Here is a 20,011-nt window from a genome sequence, read left to right on the forward strand (position 1 = left end):
TTGCACTCCTTTTCCAAAGAGCCCGGTGACATGCACCGGGCTTGACGATCACTGTCGATGTCCACGCATTGTGACGACGGCTGGTCGAACCCCTTCGACCGCCGATCCTCACTGTCCCGCAGGGTCAGGCAGGGCAGTATCGGTGCCGAACTTATTGAGCACGGCCAGATAGACCAGGCCTGCGGCAATCCATATCAAGCCGAGCTTCTGCGCATCCACGCCCATGTTGTACATGATGGCCGCGACGATGGCGAAGCCGATCAAAGGGCAGATCAGGTGGCGAATCACTTGGCCGGACCGCTGGCGGCTCCAGTGATGGTTGATCACGGTGATATGCAACAACATGAAGCCGCTCAAGGCGCCGAAATTGACCAGGGAAGTCAGGGTGTCCACGGCATTGATGAACAGGTAGCAGATCAACAGCGACAGCACTGCTACCAGATAGATGCTCAAGTATGGGGTGTTGTGTTTCGGATGGACCTTGGCCAGCACCTTGGGGAGCTTGCCGTCCCGGGCCATGCCGAACAACAGGCGCGACACTGCTGCTTGCGAGGTAATCGCCACAGCCACGCCCCAGGCCAGCGCCGTGGCGACGGCGGTCAAAGTGGCCAGCCAACTGCCGGCCGCCAATTCGGCGATTTCATAAAACGCGGTATCGGCGGACTTGAAGCCCATGCCGGCCGCCAGGTCGGTGGCAATCCAGGTCTGCACGACGAAAATCACCCCCATCACCAGCAGTGTGATCAACGCCGCCTTGCCCACGCTGCGCCCCGGATCATTCTTGATTTCTTCGGCCAGGGTGGAAATGGCATCGAAGCCCAGGAACGACAACACGGCGATAGACACGGCCTGCATCAACAGCGCGAAATCAAAACGTTCCGGGCTGTACAGCGGCGCCAGGGTCAGTTGGCCGTTACCGGCGCCCCCTTGCAAGGCATTCCAGGCGTAGAACAGGAAAATGGCCAGCACCATCAGTTGCGCCAGCAGGAAAATGATATTCATCCGTGCGGTGAAGGTGATGCCCCGCAGGTTGACGAAGGTCGCGCTGACCAGGAATGCCAGAATGAAACCGACCTTGGGAACGTCCGGGTACAGATGGTTCAGCGCCATGGCGGCGTAGACATAGAGCAGGGGCGGGATCAGCAGGTAGTCCAGCAGCATCAGCCAACCGGCGATGAAGCCCACGTGTGGGTTAAGGCCCCGTTGCGCGTAGGAATAGACGGAGCCGGCCACCGGAAAAGCTTTGGCCATGCTGCCGTAGCTCAAGGCCGTGAAGAGCATCGCCACCATGCCGATGATATACGCCAACGGCACCATCCCCGGCGCCTCGGCGTTAACGTAGCCATACACGCCGAACGGTGCGATGGGGATCATGAAAATCATCCCGTACACCACCAGGTCCGTCAGCGACAGGCTGCGCTTCAATTCCTGTTTATAGCCAAATGCCTCGATACTCATAAGCCGTTCTCCTTCTCAGCTGTGTGGGTGTGCTCTTGCTTGACGCTTGCCGCTCAAACCTTGCCGCTGCTTTCCTACAACAATGGCGCCAGGTAAGCGCTCCAGGCCTGCACCGCTGTCGGGCTGCGTAGCAGGTCGTTGCGCACTTCGATCAACACCGAATCCAGGCCGCGTCCATCGCCATGTACCGGAACCGTCATATCGGTCGAAGGGTTGATCTTGTACGGCTGGTTGCCGGCTACCCGCAGCGAGTGCCGGCTTAGCCCGTCGACGATGCGCTGGGCATAGTCCTTGGCCTCGCCGAACAGCACGCCCGCTTCCAGGGCGCGCGGTTGGCCGTAGAACACCGGCGTAAAACTGTGGATGCCCACCACCCGCACCGTCCGGTTGTCGGCCAGGCGCTGGTCGATCAACGCTCGCAGTCGATCATGGAAGGGATGGAACAGGCACCGCTGGCGATATTCACGGGTGGCCTCATCCAGGGACTGGTTGCCCGGAATCTGGTAGATCTCGCTCTGGTGCGGGATGCTGTCGGCGACGTGAAGGGGACGGTTCAGGTCGATCAGCAGCCGTGAATAGTTGGCCGCGAGCAAGGTCGCTCCAAGGGTTTCGGACAGTTGTTCGGCCAGCGCCAGGGCACCTATATCCCAGGCAATGTGCTCCTGGGCCGCCGTCTCATCCAGGCCAAGGTCGTTCAACGCGGCGGGGATAAAGCGGTCGGCGTGTTCACACACCAGGATCAACGGGTGTTCGGCGTCTTCCCGGATCAGGCGATAAGCCGGCCCGGTATAAAGGCCCGATTCAGCACATTCAATAGATTCGCGCATAGTGCTCACACAGCTCGGCAGGTGACAGCGCCTGGGTCAAGGCCAGCTCCTGGGCCTTCAAGGCGAAATAGGTTTCGACCAGCGGGCCGGGCAGGGCTTCGAACAGCGCCCCGCTGTGGCGCAGGCAATCCAGCGCCTGGGCCAGGGTCGTCGGCAGGGCGATAATGCCACGGGCACGACGGTGTTCTTCGTTCAATTCATCGGGTATTTCATCGGTGACCGCCGTGAGCGCCAGCCGTTGCTCGATGCCCAGTCGCCCGGCGATCAACAGCGCCGCCAGCGCCAGGTGCGGCGAAGCGGTGGCATCCATGGCGCGAAATTCCAGGTTGTACTGGGTCGCCACCGGTTTGCCGCTCACGCTCACCGTCGGGCAGATGCGCAGCGCCGCTTCGCGGTTACGTTGCCCCAGGCAGGCGTAGGACGCGCTCCAGTGATGGGGTTGCAGGCGTTCATAGGACACCGGTGTCGGCGCGGTGATCGCGCACAGGGCGGGCAGATAGTGCAGCACCCCGGCGGCCCAGTGCTGGCCCAGGTCCGACAGCCCGTTGGCGCCGCCAGCATCATGCAGCACGGGGACGCCGTCCAGGTCTTGCAGACTCATATGCAAATGCACGCCGTTGCACACGGCATGTTCCGAAGTCTTGGGGGCGAAACTCACATCCAGGCCCATCTGCCGGGCGATCTCTCGGGTGATTTCCCGCACGTTCACCGCACGGTCGGCGGCGGCCACGCCCAGGGTCGGGCGGCAGGTGATTTCATACTGATGCTTGCCGTATTCCGGCAGGAACATTTCCGGTTCCACGCCGCCTGCCCGCAATGCGCTGAGCAACCATCCGGCGAACCCGGCCTGCTGGCGCTGGGCCTGGAGGCTGAAGGCCAGGCGATCCGGTTGGGGTTGAGGGGTATCGACGCTGAATTCATGCTCGAACGCGGCGAACACCTGCAAGCCCAGCTCGGCGCGATAACGTTGCACTTCGTCATGCAGCAAGGTGCGAGGGCAAGCGGCCCAGGGCCGACCATCGGTTTCCCGCACATCGCAATGAATGAAATCCAGGGCAGGTGCCAGGGTATCCGGGCCATTGTCGACAGTGACCCTGCTGGCCAGGTCCGGGATCAGTCGCAGGTCGCCATAGGCCCCCCAAGGGTTGGCCGATGCAATGATGTCCTGGGGCGTCAGCGCACTGTTGGCCGGCACCCAGCCACAACCGGCGTCGACGTAGTGGGGCAGTTCATCACTGGGGAACGAGCGGCCGCGGGTCACGCCGATCAGGTCGGTGCAGACCAGCGTGGACACGGGCAGCGGGGCCAGCGGCGTTGCGGCATCGAGACGGCTCACGGCTGCATCTCCTGCAACCGACCGAGCACGGTGTCGGTATCGGTGATCCAGCAATAACCTTTGATCGCGTTCAGGCAGGCCAGATGACGTTGTTCGCTGTAAGTGGCGCAGGCATCTTCCACCAGCGTGACCAGGTAGCCGCGGTCGGCGGCGTCACGCACGGCCATGTCGACACACTGGTCGGTGACGATGCCGGCGATGATCAGATGACGGGTCTGCAGATTGCGCAGCACGTAGTCGATGTTGGTGGAGTTGAAGACCCCCGAAGACGTCTTGGGCAGCACGATCTCGTTTTCCCGCGGCGCCAGCTCGGCGATGATCTGGGCTTGCGGGCTGTCTTTGGGCAAATGCATGTCCGACAGCTTGTGGTCCAGCGAGCGATCGCGACCATCGGCAGTCAGGCTCTGGATGTGGGTGTGCAACACGTTTTGCTGCGCCGCCCGCACCGCTTCGAGCAGGCGCTGCTGATTGGGGATCACCTGTTGGCGGGCGCGGCGGATGAAATAGTCGGCCTCGGGCGTGGCCAGGTGGGCATCGAATTGCGGTTCCAGCCAGGCGCGTTGCATGTCCACCAGCAGCAAGGCGGTATGGTCGCAGGTGAATGGCAAATCCCGAGGGGAGTGGTGAGGGAGCGAGAACATCCTTATTTTTCCTCCAGCAGGTGCGTGTTGAACGCCGTGCGCAAGGTGTCGATACCTTCCAGGCGCTCGGCCAGATCAGGGCATTGCAAGGTCAGGCAGGCGATAAGCGCTTCGACCTGGGCCAGCGCCGGCACCAGACTGTCGAAGGCCGAGATCGATTCCACCGGAGCGCTGATGATCAGGTCGGCCAGTTCCCGTAGCGGTGAGGTGTAGACGTCGCTGAACAGTACGACCCGCGCGTGGCGCTCCTTGGCCGCGCTGGCCACGCGTTGGGCCTGGGCCTGGTAGCGACGATAATCGAAGATCAGCACCACATCCTGGCGCTGCACGTCGAACAATCGGTCGGGTAACTGGGCGTTGTCTTCCAGGGCAAAACAACCCGCACGCAGCAAGCGCAAGTGGTTGAGCAGGTATTGGGCAAGGAAGCTGCTGAAGCGCCCGCCAAAACAATGCACCTGATGCCGGCTGTCGAGCAGCCATTGCACGAGAATACGCACGTCTTCGGGTTGAGTCAGGGCCTGGGTGTCGGTGAGGATGCGCTGGCTGGTTGCCAGGTACTGGCTCCAGGTGTCGCCTTGCTGCAATTTGGCCCGCGGTTGCAGCAGGGTGCGAGGGGAGCGCAGGCGATGGTCCATGTCACTGAGCAGCGCATCCTGGAATTCGGCATAACCGCCAAATCCGAGTTTTTTCACCAGCCGCACGATAGTCGGGTCGCTGACCCCGGCATGATCGGCCAGGCGTGACATCGGCCCGAGGCCGTTGCGCGGGTAATGATCAAGCAGGGCCCGTACGACCTTGCGTTCCGACGGCGTCAAAACCAAGCCCGGATCGGTAATCAGGTCTCGAAGAGGCGGCATCCGTGCTCCTTGCCTGGATGGGTGTTGGATTTCTTTCATAACTCCTGAAAATAGTATTTATGTAGCGGGTACTACATGTCCAGTGGTTTTTACGTTCTGTTTAAAATGCACGAAAGTAGTGCGAAAGCCTTGTAGGACGGGGACTTGATCGCATAGATCCGATATGTCAGTTGATACCTCTGTCGGTGTAAGACATAACGCCTTTTTGTCTCAGTTATTTGATTTCATATAAGGTGCTGTACAAGAAAAAGCTTGAGTATCACCTCCATGAAACCCGTTCGACTGTCTGAGTACCGTGCGTGCAAGCCACTCGCCTGACCCTGATCTGCCATGCCCGCACCGTCGCCCAGAAGCAGGCGCGTTTTGGCCTGGATGAACCGCTGGATGCCGACTGGCTGGGCAAACGCCCGGAGTCGGGCCACGGCTACCGAAATGTCCGGCAGTTGCTCTGCGGGCCGGAGTTGCGCACCCGGCAGACTGCCGCCCTGTTCGGCGACGACGCCCAGGTGGTCGCTGACCTGGCCGATTGCGATCTTGGTCGCTGGCGTGGCTTGTCCATCGACCAGTTGCTCAAGGTCGAGCCGCAACCTCTGCAAGCCTGGCTCGACGATCCCGATGCCGCTCCCCATGGCGGCGAATCCGTCACCCGCTTGTGCCTTCGTGTCAGCGACTGGCTGGCCAGCCTGGAAGGCCGGCCGGGGCATGTGTTGGCCGTCACCCATCCGTTTGTGATCCGCGCGGCCGTGGTGACCGTATTGGGCTGTCCGGCAGCGGCCTTCAACCGTCTCGACATCGAACCGCTGTCGACTGTCGAGTTGCGTTTCAACGGGGTGTGGCGGTTGCGCACCGAGGGTCCCGGCCAGGAGTCACTCGAATGAAAAAACTGTCAGTCATCGGTATCGGTGCCGGCGATCCGGATTACCTGACGATCCAGGCGGTGAAAGCCTTGAATCGGGTGGATGTGTTCTTTCTCATGGACAAGGGGCCTGCCAAGCAGACGTTAGTGGATCTGCGGCGGGAAATCTGCCAACGCTACATCGTTGATCGTACCTACCGTTTCGTCGAAGCCTACAGCCCCGAACGACAACGCGGCGACGTGGACTACGCCGCCAGTGTCGAAGATCTGAACCGGGCGAAGCAGGCCACCTTCGAGCGGTTGATCGATGAGCAGTTGTCTGACGGGCAGTGCGGCGGTTTCCTGGTCTGGGGCGATCCGTCGTTGTACGACAGCACCGTGCGTATCTTGCAGTCGATTCTCGACGCGGGTCGCTGCGCCTTCGAATTCGAGGTGATTGCGGGCATTACCAGCGTCCAGGCTCTCGCGGCGCAACATAAGGTGCCATTGAACAGCATTGGCGGTTCGCTGGAGATCACCACGGGCCGCCGGCTGGCGGCAGGGCAGGTCGGTGACTCGGCAAGCGTGGTGGTGATGCTTGATGCTGAAGATGCGTATCGCCAGGTATCCGATCCGGACACGCACATCTACTGGGGAGCCTATGTAGGCACACCGGATCAGATCCTGATCGCCGGTCGGCTGGAGGAGGTAGCTGAAAGCATCGAACGCACCCGCAAGGCCGCACGGCAGGCTAACGGATGGATCATGGATACTTATTTGTTGCGCAAACCTTGATAACTCAACCCTTGATACGTCAGACCTTGATACGTCAGACCCCAATGTTCGACAGTTTCCACGTCAACTGACCGCCTTCGCCCCACGTCCAAACCGCTCCCGGTACACCGACGGCGCCAACCCCACCACACTGCGAAATGCCACGCGAAAGCTTTCCACCGAGCGGTAGCCGCACAGCTGGGCGATGTTGTCGGTGTTGTCTTCGGTGCTTTCCAGCAACTCGCGAGCCCGGGCCAGGCGCTCATGTTGCAGCCAGGCCTTGGGCGACAGGCCGCAGGCCTGGGTGAAGTGCCGCAGGAAGGTTCGCTCGCTCATGGCCGCCTGGCTGGCCAGTTCGCGCACACCGAGCGGTTCGTGCAGGCGTTCGCGGGCCCAGTGCATGACGCCGGACAAATCGCTGCGTGGCGTGCGGCTGACCGGTGAAGGAATGAACTGCGCCTGGCCGCCCGTGCGTTGTGGTGACATCACCAGTCGCCGCGCCACGGCGTTGGCAACCTGGGTACCGAAATCCCGCGCTACCAGGTGCAGGCAGGCATCAATGCCCGCGGCGCTGCCGGCCGAAGTAATGACTTGCCCCGAATCCACGTACAGCACATCCGGGTCTACCAGGATGGCGGGAAAACTTTTGGCCAGTTCATCGGTGTAGCGCCAGTGAGTGGTAGCGCCCAGTCCATCGAGCAAGCCGGCGGCGGCCAGCACGAATGCCCCGGAGCAGATCGACAGCAGGCGCGCGCCCCGGGCATGGGCGCAGCGCAATGCCTCAAGCAGCGCCGGCGGCGGTGGTTCGTCGCGACTGTGCCAGCCGGGCACCACGATGGTTTGCGCCGTTTGCAATAATTCCATGCCGCCATCGGCCAGGATCTGGAAGCCGCCCATGGCCCGCATCGGGCCGTCATCGACGGCAACGATCCGATGTTTGTACCAAGGGAAATCGAACTCAGGTCGGGCAAGGCCGAATATCTCGATGGCGATGCCGAATTCGAAGGTGCACAGGCCGTCGTAGGCGAGGATGGCGACCAGACCGGGATTGGGCTGCATATGGCGGAAAATTCCCACAGAGTGTCTTGTGCGCCACTGTAGCGGTAAGCATCGGCCGGATAAAGTCTGCTCACCCCCTCATTTGTCTGTGGAGTACACACTCATGACCAGCCTGGTTCGCCAAGTGCCTGCTGCCCCGTCCGACCTAGCCCTGCAACATTTCAGCCGGCGTCTGACGTTCGAAACCGATTGCTCCGACGTTCACGCCAGCCAACAGGCTGGAGAAGTCGATTTCGTGCTGGTGGACGTGCGCGGGCCACTGGCTTTCGAGCGCGGGCATGTGCCCGGGGCGATCAACCTGCCAACCCGCTCGCTGACCGCCCAGGCGCTGGCGGCTTATCCCAAGACCGCGCTGTTTGTGGTCTATTGCGCGGGCCCGCATTGCAATGGCGCGAACAAAGCGGCAGTGCGTCTGGCGACCATGGGTTATCCGGTCAAGGAAATGATTGGCGGTGTCATGGGCTGGCTGGACGAAGGCTTCCGTCTGACTGGCGCAGTGGAATGCGCAGCGGACCAGGCTGTCGGCTGCGACTGCTGATCCTTTCCAGCCAGCAGGGTGCAATCCCTGTGGCCTGGTTGTTTCTATAAATATTTGTCGCCTCAACACAATTCGCCTCCTGAGTGCCCCTCTAGACTGCCGGCCACTTCGGTTTTTAATGACCGAACGCTGCCTAAGAATCTGCCGATAACCCGCTAATAAAAACCCTGCGCACTCAGGAGCAAAAATGAACAAGCTAGCAATGTTTGGTGCCCTGGCACTGTCCGTGTTGTCCTTGTCGGCCGTGGCCGAAGACGCCAAGCCGATCCGCCTCGGAATCGAAGCCGGTTACCCGCCGTTCTCGATGAAAACCCCCGACGGCAAGCTGACGGGTTTCGATGTTGATATCGGCGACGCGCTGTGCGAGCAGATGAAGGTCAAGTGCACTTGGGTCGAGCAGGAATTTGACGGCCTGATCCCAGCGCTGAAAGTGAAGAAAATCGACGCGATCCTGTCGTCCATGACCATCACCGATGATCGTAAGAAAAACGTCGACTTCACCATCAAGTACTACCACACCCCGGCGCGTTTCGTGATGAAGGAAGGCAGCGACGTCAAGGACCCGCTGACCGAACTCAAGGGCAAGAAAGTCGGTGTGCTGCGTGCCAGTACCCACGACCGTTTCGCCACCGAGGTGCTGGTGCCCGCCGGTATCAATCTGGTGCGTTACAGCTCCCAGCAAGAAGCCAACCTGGACATGGTCGCCGGTCGTCTCGACGCCATGCTCGCCGACTCGGTCAACCTCGACGACGGCTTCCTGAAAACGGACGCCGGCAAAGGTTTTGCCTTCGTGGGCCCGACCTATGAAGATGCCAAATACTTCGGTGGCGGCGCCGGCATTGCGGTGCGCAAGGGGGATAAGGCCCTGGCCGAGAAATTCAACGACGCCATCACGCAAATCCGCGCCAACGGCACGTACAAGAAAGTGCAGGACAAGTACTTCGCTTTTGATGTCTACGGGCATTAATCGCTGAAACCAAGGTGGCCCGCCGTTGACTCGGTCGGCCACCTTTTTCATGGGCGAGTGTTTTACCCCGGCGCCCGTCGAAATACCGTTATTGGGAGTTCCACATGCAATGCATCGACCATACCCTGCCATGGAGCCACCTGGGCACCGAGCGCCGGCTCAGTGTGTTTCGTTACGGCCACGGTCCACGCAAGGCGTATATCCAGGCCAGCCTGCACGCCGATGAATTGCCCGGCATGCGCACGGCATGGGAGCTGAAACAACGACTCAACGAGCTTGAGACCCAAGGCTTGCTCAACGGCGTGATTGAACTGGTGCCCGTGGCCAACCCCATCGGCCTGGACCAGCATCTGCAGAGCGCGCACCTGGGGCGTTTCGAACTGGGCAGCGGCAAGAACTTCAATCGGTCTTTCGTGGAACTCAGCGCGCCGGTGGCCCAACGCATCGGTGATCGCTTGGGCGACGACCCGGCTGCCAATATCACGCTGATCCGCCAGACCATGGTTCAGGTGCTGGACGATTTGCCGGCGCCGCCCTCACAACTCGAGGCCCTGCATCGCCTGCTGCTGCGCCATGCCTGCGACGCCGATGTCACCCTGGACCTGCATTGCGACTTCGAGGCGGCGATTCACTTGTACGCCTTGCCGCAACACTGGCCGCAGTGGCGCTCCCTGGCCGCGCGGTTGAAGGCGGGCGTGGCGTTGCTGTGCGAAGACTCTGGCGGCAGTTCGTTCGACGAGTCCTGTTCCTCGCCCTGGTTGCGTCTGGCCAAGACCTTCCCCGAGGCCGCGATCCCGCCGGCCAACCTGGCGACCACGCTGGAACTGGGCAGCATGGGCGACACCCGGGTGGATCAGGCCCAGGCCAATTGCGAAGCCATTCTCGGGTTCCTGGCCGAGCAGGGTTTCATCGGTGGTGACTGGCCGCCCGCGCCAGCGCACTGTTGTGAAGGTTTTCCGTTCGAAGGCACTGAGTACCTGTTCGCGCCGCATCATGGGGTGGTGAGCTTCCTGCGCGAGGCCGGTGAGTGGGTGGAGCAGGGCGAACCGTTGTTCGAAGTGGTCGATCCGTTGAACGATCGGGTCACCACTGTTCGGGCCGGCACCAGCGGGGTGTTGTTTGCGCTGGACCGTGGGCGCTATACCCAGCCTGGAATCTGGCAGGCGAAAGTGGCCGGGCGAGCGCCGATTCGTGCGGGGAAATTGATCAACGACTGATAACTGCTGTCTACCTCAGCGCACGCGCGTTGCCGTGCGGCTATCGAATGATGGAGGAAGACTGATGTTCAAAGCGCTCGCCCTGTTGCTGTTGGTAGTGTCTTGCGGTTTGCAGGCTCAGCCTGCGCTGCACACCGATTTGCCCCTCAATTACCTGGCCCACGCCGATGAGCAGGCCAGAAACCGGCCGCTGGTGATCTTCCTGCATGGCTCCGGCGGCAGCGAGCAAGACCTGTTCGACCTCAAGGATGAGTTGCCCAGTGACTACAACTACCTATCGGTACGAGCGCCCAAGACCGTGGAACGGGGCCAGTATCAATGGTTTGCCAAGAAGGGCGAGGGCGCCTATGACGGGGATACCGCGGACCTGAAGGCCAGCGGCCAGATGCTGTTGGATTTCATCGAGAAGGCCCGGGTCAAGTACCCGACCGATGCGAGCAACGTATACCTGGTCGGTTTCAGCCAGGGCGCGATGATGAGTTACGAGGTCGCCCTGCGCCATCCCGAGGCCGTCGGTGGCATTGCCGCGCTGGGCGGGCGGGTGCTGTCGGTACTGCGGGCCGAACTGACACCCGACGATTCGCGCCGGACGCTGGCGGTATTTATCGGTCATGGTACGGCGGACTCGGTGATCCCATACCATGACGGCACCGAGGCGGACAGCTTCCTCAAGACCCTGGCCCTGGAGCCCGAATTCCATGCCTATCCGGGCGTTGGCCACAGCGTCAGTGCCATGCAGGTGCGGGATCTGCGCGCCTGGCTGGAGCGGCTTAATCCCTGATTCAGTGACAGAGGGGTTGAGTGTGCCGCCGTCATCGCGCGCCGGCTCGCTCCCACCTTTTTCCCGAGTCGCTCCCAGAAACGGGGTTGCTTCCAGTCCTGTGGGGGCAAAGATTGCTCGCGATGAATAGCAGATTGGATATCAAGATTCATGTCGCCCCAGAATCTTTGTGGGAGCGAGCCTGCTCGCGATGAAAACCACCCGGTCCATCAAGTCACTGACCAGCGACGATCTGCTTCACCAGCGCCTCATGCCCGGCCTTGTCGCTGGCCCGGGAAATGATCTGTACCACTGCCATGCGCGTGCCGGAAGCGCCCAGCAACGTGGTATCGAGGGTCGGCCCACCGCCTTGGGTCGCCTTGGTATCGAGCTGGCGCAGACCCAGGCCGGTGCCTTTTTGGGTCAGGCTTTTCTCGCTCAGGATCTTGGCATCCGGCAGGGCCTTGATTTTCTGGACGGCGAAGTCGGCCATGGTGGCATCGAGGAATGTGCTGTCGTCGTCTTTCACATTCGAGCCATCGATGATGGTGTTTTCAGCCGTGATCACCACGGTTTTGCTGGTGGCATTGCTGTACATCGTCCCCTTCGCCCCCGCCGTGCCCTGAGCGGCATCGCCGGCCGGAAGCGGTGTGGCAGTGAAGCCCTTGGGCAGGGTGAAGTTGAACTTGCTTCCCAGCAGGGAAACCTTTTGTGCCGGTGCTGCGCCGCTGGTTTTGGGCTGGGCGGCATAGGCAGGCACCACCACCAGACTGGCGATGGCCGTCAGCACCAGGGCGGCGACTTGTTTACTTACCAATGACATTGAAACGCTCCACAGAGGGGTGTGCTTGAGCGCGATCATCCCATGGGCGTCCAACCGGCTCCAGCGCCGGTCACGAGTGCGCCACATCATTGGCCCGTGGGGCAGAGGCGCGCACCAGCAGGCGGCGGGTCACCAGCAGCATGACCACCGACACCGCGACACTCACGACAAAGGCCGGCATGCCGAGCAGCGGCAGGGTGAGGGCCAGGGTCAGGCAGAACGCGGTGAAGCAATACATGCCAGTGGCCGTGGCCCGCAGCAACGCGGCGGTGAAGGCCGCGCCCCGGGTTTGCTGGGAGAACACTGCCATGACGCTGCCCAGCACCGGGAACACCGCCAGTAGCCCGCTCCAGCGTTCACCCACGGTGCTGGCCAGCAGCGTCACCGCCAGGGTCAACAGCGCGCCGGCGACCATGCGTAGCAGCAGCTTGTCGGATTTGGGAGCCGGGCCGCTCATCACCGGTCGAACCGTCGGGAACAGATAAGGCGCGGCCAGCAATGCCACAATGGCGATCACGCTCGACAGCGGCAGCGAGGCCGGCAACCAGGACAGCACCATCGCCACCAGCGCCCAGACACCCAACGCGATACCCAGCGCCCAAGGCCAGTCACGATGCTGGGCGACCCGGGCGTACACCACACAGAATGCAATCATTGCAAACATGGCCGACAGCGCCGCTGTCGCCGACTGAGCGGCAAACGCCTCGCCCTGTTCCAGGGCCAGGAACAACAGAATCGGACCCACCACCACCGGCAACCCCGACAGCCAACCGGCCACGCTCGGTCCCCAACGCCGGCCCGCCAGGGAAATCAGCAGCAGGAAAGCGGGAATCACCAATAATTTGAGGAGCAGCACGGGGTTATCCTTGTCAGGCGACGGGTCGACACGTTAGCACCGACCTCGCAGTTTCAGCGATCCCAGTAAGGTACTTCGCCAAAACACTGCAGGAAAAAGTCGATCACGGTACGCACTTTCACCGACAGACGTCGGCTGCCCGGCCAGAGAATGGCGATCTGCTGGGGCTCAAGGCTGTTGGAGGCTTCGTAGTCGCGCAATACCGGCACCAGGGTGCCGTTGCGCACGGCTTCGCCGATCAGCCACGACGGAAACATCACCAGCCCCAGGCCTTGTTCGGCCGCCTGGGTGAGGGTGTCGGCATGGTTGCCGGTGATCGGCCCTTTGACGCTGTAGGGCGTCCAGGCCTGACCCGGACGGCGGAAAAACCAGCGTTGCTGGCCGGCCACGCCCTTGTAGGCCAGACACTGATGGTTCGCCAGGTCCTGGGGTTTGAGCGGTGTGCCGCAACGCGCCAGGTACGCGGGGCTGGCGGCGATCTGAAAGCGGTGCGGGGCGAGGATTCGCGCTTGCATGCCTGAATCGTGCAGCGGGCCGATGCGAAACAGCAGGTCCGCGCCTTCCTGCAGCGGGTCGACGTAGCTGTCGGTTTGCTGGATGTCCAGTTGCAGCTTCGGGTAGCGCTCACACAATGACCCCAGCCACGGCGTCAGATGGCGCTGGCCGAACACCACCGGGGCATTGATCCGCACCAGTCCAGCCGGCTCACTGTGTTGTTCCTGCAGCGCCTGTTCGGCTTCTTCGAGTTGCACCAGCAACAGGCGTGCATGATGACCCAGCAGGCGGCCGGCTTCAGTGGGCGAAACAGCGCGGGTGTGTCGATACAACAACTGCTGGTTGAGGGCCTGTTCCATCAACTGGATCTGCCGGGAAATCGACGACGGCGCCAGGCCTTCGCGCCGCGCCACCTCCGAGAAGCTGCCGTGGTCGAGCACGGCGACAAACAATCGCAGGGCCTTGAAGCCGAGTTCATTGAGACCGTGCATGGACTACTCCGCTGTGCGAGTTGCGCAAAAGTGTTGTCGGGATGCTCCCATTTATCGCACAGCTGCGCCAGCCGATAATCCCGCTCATTGTTCTTCTCAGAGGTTCTGATCATGCAAGCGTCTTCACTCAACGCCGCCGCCCCGGCGGCTGCCTCCAAACCACGAGCGCTTTTGCGCTGGCTGTTGCTGCCCCTGGTGATCCTGGCCGGCATGGGCCTGTCGGTAGAGGCCGGTCTACTGGGGCCGCTGGGGGTTCAAGTGGGGCATCTCTGGGCAACCCTGAGCATATTCGGCGTCGGTTCGGCGATTCTGTTTCTGCTGTTGCTGCTCAGTGGTCCGCAACAAGGCCCCGCCTTGAATGAGTTGCCGCGCTGGCAATTGATCGGTGGTTTCCTGGGGCCGATCTACGTGGTGGTGCTGACGCTTGCCACGCCCCACATCGGCATTGCCATGACCATGGTCGCAATCCTTTCCGGGCAAGTGGGCAAAAGCGTGCTGATCGACCATTTCGGCTGGTTCGGTGCAACCCGCAAGCGGGTCAACGGCGAGCGCTGGCTCGCCTTGGCGCTGATCGTCATAGCCCTTGTCCTGATTGCCCGAGGTTGAATATGAATCTGTTTTTGCTATTGCTGCTGGTCGTTGTTGCCGGTGCGGTGTTGAGCGTGCAGGCGGCCATCAACGGTCGTCTGGGCCAGACGGTCGGTGTGCTGCGCAGCAGTTTGCTGACATTCGTGGTGGGCACGGTGGTCACCGGGTTACTGATCGTGTTTTTTGAACCCGCTCACGCCGTCAGCCTGCTGGACGTGCCGAAATGGCAACTTGGCGGTGCCTTGTTTGGTGTGGTGTACATGATGGTCATGGTCGGCGCGGTGCCAAGGGTCGGCACCGCCGTGGCGACCGTGGCGGTGATCCTCGGGCAGTTGGCCATGGGCATGCTGATCGACAATTTCGGCTGGTTGGGCAACCCCGCTATTGAGTTGTCCGGGAGTCGGGTCCTGGCAATGGCCTGCCTGGCACTGGCGCTGGTATTCATGTATCGCAGCAGTGCACGGCAGGCCTGAGAACCTCAGTCGGGCTCGACTTCCAGTCGCAGGCTGCCATCGTCCAGACGCTTGGCAAGCCGGACAATACCGCCAATGTGCCGGCCTTCGGTGCTGAAGACCACGATCTGGGCTTTTTCCAGATCATCCGGCAGCGGTGGCTGAACGTGCAGGGCGAACCACACCGGTTCACCGTCATCCAAGCGTTGGACATCGTAGCGGCAATCGATGCTTTGGGTCTGGCGACCAAACAGCGTGTCGAGGCCATACTTGAGGTCGGTGCTGTCGTCGGCAGCAGGGGCGAGGGACATCGGCGGTCTCCTGGGATGAATGCTCGGCTGGTCTTCTAGTGATTCCTCTGGTGGGGGAAAATTCAATGGGTTCGCGCCGGCACTGAACCGGCGGCGTTGCTGCTAGAATCGCCCACCTTGACTTACGAGAGGTATGCCCATGAGCGAGCCGATTCGCCTGACCCAGTACAGCCACGGCGCCGGTTGCGGCTGCAAGATTTCGCCACAGGTGCTGGAAGTGATCCTGGCCGGCAGCGGTGCGCAGAACCTTGACCCCAAGTTGTGGGTTGGCAATGCCTCCCGGGACGACGCCGCGGTTTATGCCATCGACGAAGAGCGCGGGGTGGTCTCTACCACCGATTTCTTCATGCCGATTGTCGACGATCCTTTTGATTTCGGTCGCATCGCCGCCACCAATGCCATCAGCGACATCTACGCCATGGGCGGTGATCCGTTGATGGCGATTGCGATTCTCGGCTGGCCGGTCAATGTACTGGCCCCGGAAATCGCTCGCGAAGTGATTCGCGGCGGTCGTTCGGTATGTGACGAAGCAGGCATTCCCCTGGCGGGCGGCCATTCGATCGATGCGCCCGAGCCGATTTTCGGCCTGGCGGTCACAGGCCTGGTGCAAAAGCGTCATATGAAGCGCAACGACACCGCCACCGCCGGTTGCCGCCTGTACCTGACCAAGCCCTTGGGCATCGGCATCCTCACCACCGCGGAAAAGAAAGGCAAGCTGCGCGCCGCCGATGTTGGCCTGGCCCGCGACTGGATGTGCACCCTCAACAAGCCGGGCAGCCGCTTCGGCAAGCTCGACGGCGTGGCGGCGATGACCGATGTCACCGGTTTCGGCCTGCTCGGGCATTTGGTGGAAATGGCCGATGGCAGCCAGTTGACGGCGCGTATCCGCTACGACGCGGTGCCGCGTCTGCCGGGCGTCGAGTATTACCTTGACCAAGGCTGCGTGCCGGGCGGTACGTTGCGCAACTACGACAGCTACGCCAGCAAGGTCGGGCGCGTGCAGGAACTGCACAAGCGAGTGCTGTGCGACCCGCAGACCAGCGGCGGACTGCTGATCGCCGTCACGCCCGAGGGCAACGAAGCGTTTCTGGCGGTCGCCGCTGAACTGGGGTTTGCACTGGAGCCGATCGGTGAACTGGTCGAGCGACAGACCTACGCGGTCGAGGTGTCTTGATGACCCATGACATCACCGATTACCGCGACATTTTTCTCAATGACCGACCGATGATGGACACCCGTGCCCCCGTCGAATTTCTCAAGGGCGCATTCCCCGGCGTGGTCAATCTGCCGTTGATGACCGACATCGAACGGCAACGGGTCGGCACGTGCTACAAGCAGCAGGGCCAGCAGGCGGCCATTGTCCTGGGGCATCAATTGGTGTCCGGCGACACCAAGGCGCAACGCATCCAGGCCTGGGCCGAGTTCGCAACGGCCCATCCTGACGGTGTGCTGTATTGCTTCAGGGGAGGCTTGCGCTCACAGATCGTCCAGCAATGGCTCAAGGACGAGGCGGGCATTGACTATCCCAGGGTCGGCGGCGGCTACAAGGCCATGCGTACATTCCTGCTCGACACCGTCGAGCAGGCGGTTGCCCAATGCGACCTGGTGTTGCTGGGCGGCATGACCGGCACCGGCAAGACAGAAGTGCTGACTCAACTGGGCAACAGCCTGGATCTGGAAGGTTACGCCAACCATCGCGGTTCGAGCTTCGGCAAGCGCGCCACCGGGCAGCCTTCCAATATCGATTTCGAGAACCTGCTGGCCGTGGATGTGCTGAAAAAACGTGCCGCTGGTATCGAACAGTTCGTGCTGGAAGATGAAAGCCGCATGGTCGGCAGTTGCGCCTTGCCACTGTCTTTGTACCAGCGCATGCAACAGGTTCCGATGGTCTGGCTTGAGGACAGCCTGGAGCGGCGGGTCGAGCGGATCCTGGGCGATTACGTCATCAACCTGTGCGGCGAATTTGTCGCAGTCCATGGCGATGAAGGGTTCTCGCTGTTTTGCGAACGATTGCTGGCAAGTCTCAATAACATCCATAAGCGCCTGGGTGGCGACCGCCATCGACGTTTGCTCCAAATCATGGAAGCGGCCCTGGCCGAGCAGGCGACCAGCGGCGCCGTCGACTTGCATCGCGGCTGGATCGAAGGCCTGTTGCGTGAGTATTACGACCCGATGTACGTGTTCCAGCGCGAGAAGAAGGGCGGGCGGATCGAATTCGCCGGTGAGCAGGTGGCGGTGCTGGAGTATCTGCGTGAGCGAGCGGCCCGCAAAGGGTGATCGCTGCCCACCGCCAGTCCCCTGTGGGAGCGAGCCTGCTCGCGATAACGGTGGGGACCAGTGGCGGTGATTGAGGAGGTATTGTCGAAAGTAATGTCCGCAGCCTATGTCGGACAAGTTTCCTGCCCGTTGTCCAGGCCTTGCTTGTAGTTCTGGCTGGTGAGACTGGCCTTGCCGTTGTGCCAGGTCAGGGTCAGCACGTACAGCGAATCGAAATCCCCCGATTCCCAATCATCGGTAATCGTCTGCTTCTTGCCCATCGCGTCGCTGGCGACCTGGTTGATCAGCTCCGGCAGGTAGCCGTGCGACCAAGCGGTGTAGATGGTCGAGTTGTGGTACTTGTCGTGCAGCAGTTCGTCAGCCAGGTCACTGGTGTCATTGGCTGAATACTCGATGTTCACCGGCAGCCCGAGCTTGATGGCACTGGGGCTTATGGTCATCAGTGGGCGGATGTAGCTGTAGGAATTGTCCAGCTCGCCCTCTTCGACGTTGCGGGTAGGGTTGGCCGCGAACACATAGTCGGCCTTGCCGAATTTCTCCGGTAGCAGGGTGGCCAGGTCGATGGCGCGATTCAGCCCCTGGCAATTGAGCTGGCCCAGGCCGCCGGCGGGTTTCTCGGCGTGGCGCAGGAACACCAAGGTCTGGATACCGTCGGCCGGTTGGGCGCGACTGACGCTCGACTCCAGCAACAGCGCCAGGCCACAAGCGACAAGCAGCGTAGGCAACATCAGCCACGGTCGGCGCTTGAAGCGTTTGGCGAAATTCAGTGGGTTCATCATTGAATAATATTCTTCGGCTCTCGCAAATCAGGCTGACAAACCCGGGCACCAGGAAGTTTTTGGCTTCCGGTGTTTTCCTTGTCGTGACGCCGCTTCGATTTCTCGGGGCATTGCTCAGAGTCTTCTGGCGCCCTTTGGTTCGATACCGACCGATTCCGTGCACTGTAAGGCCTCCTGCCAGGAGGTAGGGCGAATGTTAGCGACAGGATGTTGCGAATTTAAGAATGGAGCGTGCGAGTTTCGTGACGCGTTCATTTGGGTTTCGTATTTAAAGAATCGCCTTACACCTGCCGTCTCCTCCTCTGACTTATTTTCCCTGCCGTCCTCGGCAAAGTCTCGCGTCCGTCCCCGCACCGCGAGATTTCCGCATGTTTGCCCCCGACAAACTCCTGGCTTTGAACAACGTCATCGGCTCGCTGGTGATTGCGGCCATGGACCCCGAGCAGCCGGACATCGAAGCGGTGCTGGCGGACTTCCGCACTTGCCTGAACGACTACGACGCCTGGGCTGAAAGTTTCTGGGCCGGCTGGGCGCTGGATATCGAGCAGGTATTCAAGGTCGGCAACGAAGTGTCCCTGGCGGCCCCGAAGGACCTTGATCAACCTGTCAGCGCCACGGTGGTTGCTTGTCCGGCGGAGGGGCCGCTGACGCTGGTGCACATGTTCCAGGCGGCGCGCTTCGTGCCGATTGGCGACACACCGGTGATGCTGGAACCGGTCACCGGGGGCGAGCCGGGGAAGGAAATCTTCGGCGAACCGGTTCATCACGTGATCGGCCCCAGCGGCATTCTGGAAGTCCCCGACTGCTGGCGGGGCCAGCGTTATCGCATCACCTTTTTTCCCCATGTGACGGCCGAGCATGTCAAGGCGCTGTACGCGTCCTACCGTGACGTGATTGCTCAACTGGAAGGTTGGTTGCAAGCGGAGTGGGATGAATTTCAACCGCTGTGGTTGGAGTTTTCCGACAGCGGATTTCTCGAGCGCTACAGCGCATTGCAGCAAGCTGATTGGCGCGGGTTCACAAACGCCCTGCATCAGTTGTGGGACGACGTCAAACAGGTCTTCGAACTGCTGGCGGACCTGCAGGCTAACAGCGAGAAGTTGTTGGAGTACCTGACTCAAACCGAGCTTGAGCAGCTACTGAAGGCGTCCTCCGAGGCAATCGCCAAAGGGTTGATGGTGTTGAGCGACGAGCCGTTGCTCTTCGTGCATATGGCGGCCTTCGCCAGTTGGCTACGGATGTTGCCGCCCCAGCACGTCGCTGAAGTCGTGGGTGAGATGCGCGCCTCGGTGCTGATCAACTTCCTGCTGATGCGTTTGACCGGGGGGCTGGGCCTGGGTCTGCGCATGAGCGGTAAGGTGCTGGGCCGGGTCCGCTCGGAGCGGGCTCGGGAGTGGTTGCTGGCATCGAGCCTGAGATTGGGCCAACTCACCCCCGACCGGCTCAATCAACATGCCGATGTGCTCAAACCGTTGGTGGTCAGTCAGCGTGCGCCTTTAAAACCGACGCCTGTCGGACCTTTGCACATTACCCCTGAGAATTCGCCGCCAGTGTCCGTGAGCAATCCGGCCGCCGTGGCGCGGGAAAAATCCCAGGGTTCTACGCGCCTGAGCCAGTTCGAAGCCCACGACGACGCCCCCAGCCAATCGAAAAACCCCAACGGTGACAGT

Annotated in this window: 21 protein-coding genes and 1 pseudogene; 11 read left to right on the forward strand and 11 right to left on the reverse strand. The window is 61.6% G+C overall.

What is annotated here, in order from left to right:
• Window positions 1–108 precede the first annotated feature (108 nt).
• The 5 genes from PSEUDOMOFG3G_RS08275 to PSEUDOMOFG3G_RS08295 all read right to left on the reverse strand — a co-directional run bounded on the left by PSEUDOMOFG3G_RS08275 (window position 109) and on the right by PSEUDOMOFG3G_RS08295 (window position 5,119).
• Window positions 109–1,458: an APC family permease gene (locus PSEUDOMOFG3G_RS08275; RefSeq protein ID WP_139049614.1), complete on the reverse strand. Its 1,350-nt coding sequence runs from the start codon at window positions 1,456–1,458 to the stop codon at window positions 109–111.
• 74 nt (window positions 1,459–1,532) lie between these two features.
• The gene (locus PSEUDOMOFG3G_RS08280) at window positions 1,533–2,285 is read right to left on the reverse strand and encodes an N-formylglutamate amidohydrolase (RefSeq protein WP_047228458.1); all 753 of its coding nucleotides are present in this window, start codon (window positions 2,283–2,285) and stop codon (window positions 1,533–1,535) included.
• Window positions 2,269–3,621 (reverse strand): glutamine synthetase family protein, encoded by a 1,353-nt coding sequence (locus tag PSEUDOMOFG3G_RS08285; protein WP_139049615.1) that lies wholly within the window; start codon window positions 3,619–3,621, stop codon window positions 2,269–2,271. The genes PSEUDOMOFG3G_RS08280 and PSEUDOMOFG3G_RS08285 overlap by 17 nt, the downstream gene beginning before the upstream one ends.
• The gene (locus tag PSEUDOMOFG3G_RS08290; RefSeq protein ID WP_076383986.1) at window positions 3,618–4,262 is read right to left on the reverse strand and encodes an isochorismatase family cysteine hydrolase; all 645 of its coding nucleotides are present in this window, start codon (window positions 4,260–4,262) and stop codon (window positions 3,618–3,620) included. The genes PSEUDOMOFG3G_RS08285 and PSEUDOMOFG3G_RS08290 overlap by 4 nt, the downstream gene beginning before the upstream one ends.
• Window positions 4,263–4,264: 2 nt before the next feature.
• Window positions 4,265–5,119 carry a MurR/RpiR family transcriptional regulator gene (locus PSEUDOMOFG3G_RS08295; RefSeq protein WP_047228455.1) on the reverse strand — a complete coding sequence of 285 codons (855 nt, stop codon included), beginning with the start codon at window positions 5,117–5,119 and terminating at the stop codon, window positions 4,265–4,267.
• A 299-nt stretch (window positions 5,120–5,418) separates the two neighbouring features.
• Between PSEUDOMOFG3G_RS08295 and PSEUDOMOFG3G_RS08300 the strand changes: the two genes are divergently transcribed.
• Window positions 5,419–5,997, forward strand: coding sequence for a histidine phosphatase family protein (locus tag PSEUDOMOFG3G_RS08300; protein ID WP_139049616.1), 579 nt, complete (start codon window positions 5,419–5,421; stop codon window positions 5,995–5,997).
• Entirely contained in the window at window positions 5,994–6,749 is a 756-nt protein-coding gene (gene cobF / locus PSEUDOMOFG3G_RS08305; RefSeq protein ID WP_139049617.1) for a precorrin-6A synthase (deacetylating), read from the forward strand. Before PSEUDOMOFG3G_RS08300 ends, cobF begins: the two co-directional genes overlap by 4 nt.
• Window positions 6,750–6,812: 63 nt before the next feature.
• Here cobF and ftrA read toward each other — a convergent pair whose 3' ends face one another.
• Entirely contained in the window at window positions 6,813–7,787 is a 975-nt protein-coding gene (gene ftrA / locus PSEUDOMOFG3G_RS08310) for a transcriptional regulator FtrA (RefSeq protein WP_076383987.1), read from the reverse strand.
• A 103-nt stretch (window positions 7,788–7,890) separates the two neighbouring features.
• On the opposite strand from ftrA, the gene PSEUDOMOFG3G_RS08315 reads away from it, so the two are divergent.
• From PSEUDOMOFG3G_RS08315 to PSEUDOMOFG3G_RS08330, 4 genes are all read left to right on the forward strand, one after another.
• Window positions 7,891–8,325, forward strand: a complete 435-nt coding sequence (locus PSEUDOMOFG3G_RS08315; RefSeq protein WP_139049618.1) for a rhodanese-like domain-containing protein — start codon at window positions 7,891–7,893, stop codon at window positions 8,323–8,325.
• 187 nt (window positions 8,326–8,512) lie between these two features.
• Window positions 8,513–9,292, forward strand: coding sequence for an ABC transporter substrate-binding protein (locus PSEUDOMOFG3G_RS08320; protein WP_047228450.1), 780 nt, complete (start codon window positions 8,513–8,515; stop codon window positions 9,290–9,292).
• Window positions 9,293–9,396: 104 nt separating this feature from the next.
• On the forward strand, window positions 9,397–10,509 hold the full coding sequence (locus PSEUDOMOFG3G_RS08325; protein ID WP_139049619.1) for a M14 family metallopeptidase: 1,113 nt from the start codon (window positions 9,397–9,399) through the stop codon (window positions 10,507–10,509).
• A gap of 64 nt (window positions 10,510–10,573) precedes the next feature.
• Complete coding sequence (locus tag PSEUDOMOFG3G_RS08330) at window positions 10,574–11,290, forward strand: alpha/beta hydrolase (protein WP_139049620.1); 717 nt, start codon at window positions 10,574–10,576, stop codon at window positions 11,288–11,290.
• 214 nt (window positions 11,291–11,504) lie between these two features.
• Here PSEUDOMOFG3G_RS08330 and PSEUDOMOFG3G_RS08335 read toward each other — a convergent pair whose 3' ends face one another.
• The 3 genes from PSEUDOMOFG3G_RS08335 to PSEUDOMOFG3G_RS08345 form a co-directional block, all read right to left on the reverse strand.
• Window positions 11,505–12,092 carry a hypothetical protein gene (locus tag PSEUDOMOFG3G_RS08335; protein ID WP_047228447.1) on the reverse strand — a complete coding sequence of 196 codons (588 nt, stop codon included), beginning with the start codon at window positions 12,090–12,092 and terminating at the stop codon, window positions 11,505–11,507.
• A gap of 70 nt (window positions 12,093–12,162) precedes the next feature.
• Window positions 12,163–12,948, reverse strand: coding sequence for a hypothetical protein (locus PSEUDOMOFG3G_RS08340; protein WP_047228446.1), 786 nt, complete (start codon window positions 12,946–12,948; stop codon window positions 12,163–12,165).
• A 53-nt stretch (window positions 12,949–13,001) separates the two neighbouring features.
• The gene (locus PSEUDOMOFG3G_RS08345) at window positions 13,002–13,934 is read right to left on the reverse strand and encodes a LysR family transcriptional regulator (RefSeq protein WP_047228445.1); all 933 of its coding nucleotides are present in this window, start codon (window positions 13,932–13,934) and stop codon (window positions 13,002–13,004) included.
• Between the two features lie 111 nt (window positions 13,935–14,045).
• Here PSEUDOMOFG3G_RS08345 and PSEUDOMOFG3G_RS08350 point away from each other — a divergent pair, with 111 nt between their 5' ends.
• Window positions 14,046–14,540, forward strand: coding sequence for a DMT family transporter (locus PSEUDOMOFG3G_RS08350; protein WP_139049621.1), 495 nt, complete (start codon window positions 14,046–14,048; stop codon window positions 14,538–14,540).
• Between the two features lie 2 nt (window positions 14,541–14,542).
• Window positions 14,543–14,995 carry a DMT family transporter gene (locus PSEUDOMOFG3G_RS08355; protein WP_139049622.1) on the forward strand — a complete coding sequence of 151 codons (453 nt, stop codon included), beginning with the start codon at window positions 14,543–14,545 and terminating at the stop codon, window positions 14,993–14,995.
• A 5-nt stretch (window positions 14,996–15,000) separates the two neighbouring features.
• Here the strand turns inward: PSEUDOMOFG3G_RS08355 and PSEUDOMOFG3G_RS08360 are convergent, their stop codons facing one another.
• Window positions 15,001–15,285, reverse strand: a complete 285-nt coding sequence (locus PSEUDOMOFG3G_RS08360; RefSeq protein WP_107322294.1) for a hypothetical protein — start codon at window positions 15,283–15,285, stop codon at window positions 15,001–15,003.
• Window positions 15,286–15,424: 139 nt separating this feature from the next.
• Here PSEUDOMOFG3G_RS08360 and selD point away from each other — a divergent pair, with 139 nt between their 5' ends.
• Together selD and mnmH are read left to right on the forward strand one after the other, a co-directional pair.
• Window positions 15,425–16,459 (forward strand): selenide, water dikinase SelD, encoded by a 1,035-nt coding sequence (gene selD, locus PSEUDOMOFG3G_RS08365; protein ID WP_047228441.1) that lies wholly within the window; start codon window positions 15,425–15,427, stop codon window positions 16,457–16,459.
• Complete coding sequence (gene mnmH / locus PSEUDOMOFG3G_RS08370; protein ID WP_139049623.1) at window positions 16,459–17,562, forward strand: tRNA 2-selenouridine(34) synthase MnmH; 1,104 nt, start codon at window positions 16,459–16,461, stop codon at window positions 17,560–17,562. Before selD ends, mnmH begins: the two co-directional genes overlap by 1 nt.
• Before the next feature lie 104 nt (window positions 17,563–17,666).
• Here the strand turns inward: mnmH and PSEUDOMOFG3G_RS08375 are convergent, their stop codons facing one another.
• Complete coding sequence (locus PSEUDOMOFG3G_RS08375) at window positions 17,667–18,341, reverse strand: hypothetical protein (protein ID WP_047228439.1); 675 nt, start codon at window positions 18,339–18,341, stop codon at window positions 17,667–17,669.
• 368 nt (window positions 18,342–18,709) lie between these two features.
• Between PSEUDOMOFG3G_RS08375 and PSEUDOMOFG3G_RS08380 the strand changes: the two are divergent.
• Window positions 18,710–20,011, forward strand: a pseudogene (locus PSEUDOMOFG3G_RS08380) (type IV secretion protein Rhs); the annotation flags it as partial.

The sequence above is a fragment of the Pseudomonas sp. FG-3G genome (assembly GCF_901007645.1).
Classification (GTDB): Bacteria; Pseudomonadota; Gammaproteobacteria; order Pseudomonadales; family Pseudomonadaceae; genus Aquipseudomonas; species Aquipseudomonas rhizophila.